We start from the raw sequence: 1,579 nt of genomic DNA, 5'->3' as shown, positions 1-1,579 counted from the left end.
CTAGCCCGAATATTGCACCAGACATAAAAAAGGCGGCTGAAAATCGGTTATAATTCAAGCTCCTACACCAGAATCATCCGAGACAGCCGCCATGACAAAATGTACCACGTCCACCACCTCGTTTCCACGCTGTAAGGGCCGTGAGATCACTGCCAGTTTCGACGGCGGTGAGATCACCTCCGATGGCGGCGCCTTGCTGCTCCGCCAACTGGATCGCGAGATGGGCCTGACTCGCGCCATTGCACGCCGACTGGATGATGCTCGCGCCTCTCGCCGTTGTCAGCACCGGGCCGAGACCATGCTTCGGCAGCGGGTTTTCGGCCTGGCGCTGGGCTACGAAGATCTCAACGATCATCATGCCCTGCGCCGTGATATCGCCCTACAGACGGCGGTCGATACCGATGGTGTGCTGGCCAGCCAATCGACGCTGTGTCGTTTCGAACAGCAGGCCAGTCGCCAATGGGCGGTGGCCATTCAGGAAGAGATCGTCGAGCAGTTCATCCGCTCCTTTCGGCGGCCGCCGAAGAAGCGCCTGATCCTGGACTTCGACGCCACCGACGACCCCGTGCATGGCGAGCAACTCGGCCGGCATTTCTCCGGCTTCTACGACGGGTACTGCTTTCTTCCTCTCTACGTCTTCTGTGGCCAGCAGTTGCTGGTCAGCTACCTGCGCCCGGTCTATCGCGATGCGGCCTACCATGCCGGCGCCATCCTCGCCCTGCTGGTCCGGCGCCTGCGTCAGGCCTGGCCCGAGGTGAAGGTCGTCTTCCGTGGCGACAGTGGCTTCTGTCGGCCAATGATCCTCAACTGGTGTGAGCGCCATGGCGTCGAGTACATCGTCGGCCTGGCCACCAACAGCCGCCTCGAGAAGCTGTCACTCGATATTCGCTATGAATCGGCCATCCGCTGGGAGGCCGAGCGGACCAAGCAGCGCCACTTCGGGCGCATCCACTATGCCGCTCACAGCTGGAAGCGCCCGCGACGCAAGGTGGTGGTCAAGGCCGAGACCAGCCACCGGGGGTTCAACACCCGCTACGTGGTGACCAACCTGCATGGCAGCCCGCAGTGGCTCTACGACCATCGCTACTGCCCGCGCGGCGACATGGAGAACCGCATCAAGGAACAGCAGTGGTTGTTCTCGTATCGCACCAGCTGCCATGACTGGTGGCCCAACCAGTACCGGCTGCTGCTGGCCGGCTTGGCCTATCTGCTGCTGGAACGGCTGCGCCGGGTGTATCTGAAGCGCACCGCCTACGCCACGGCCCAGGTCACCACCCTGCGCCTGAAGTTGCTGAAGATCGGTGGCGTGGTAATCCGCAATACCCGGCGCGTCCGCCTGATGCTGAGCAGTCACTACCCCGATCAGGACCTCTTCCGGAAGCTCGCTCGCAAGCTGGTGCCGGGATGACCGGTGCGGTGCTGTCCCCGGCACGGAATAAACACTGGGGGTAAGGGGGCAGTGCGTCCTGATGGCGGGGCATCGATCAAAAAATGATCAATCTTCGCTAAAACTGGCGTAACGAGCTGGCCTGGTCACTCAGCAGGCCAACGTCGCAGCGCTGGTGCAATATCCGGGCTA

Annotated in this window: 1 protein-coding gene; it reads left to right on the top strand. The window is 62.1% G+C overall.

Translation table 11 applies throughout. The features are described 5' to 3' along the window. Positions 1 to 91 precede the first annotated feature (91 nt). Positions 92 to 1,408: an IS1380 family transposase gene (locus tag HHA01_RS14645; RefSeq protein ID WP_141322046.1), complete on the top strand. Its 1,317-nt coding sequence runs from the start codon at positions 92 to 94 to the stop codon at positions 1,406 to 1,408. Positions 1,409 to 1,579: the final 171 nt, after the last annotated feature.

It is taken from the genome of Halomonas halmophila, assembly GCF_006540005.1.
Taxonomy (GTDB): domain Bacteria; phylum Pseudomonadota; class Gammaproteobacteria; order Pseudomonadales; family Halomonadaceae; genus Halomonas; species Halomonas halmophila.
The sequence above is the reverse complement of the archived record's forward strand: the minus strand, read 5'-3'. Positions and strand labels throughout refer to the sequence as shown.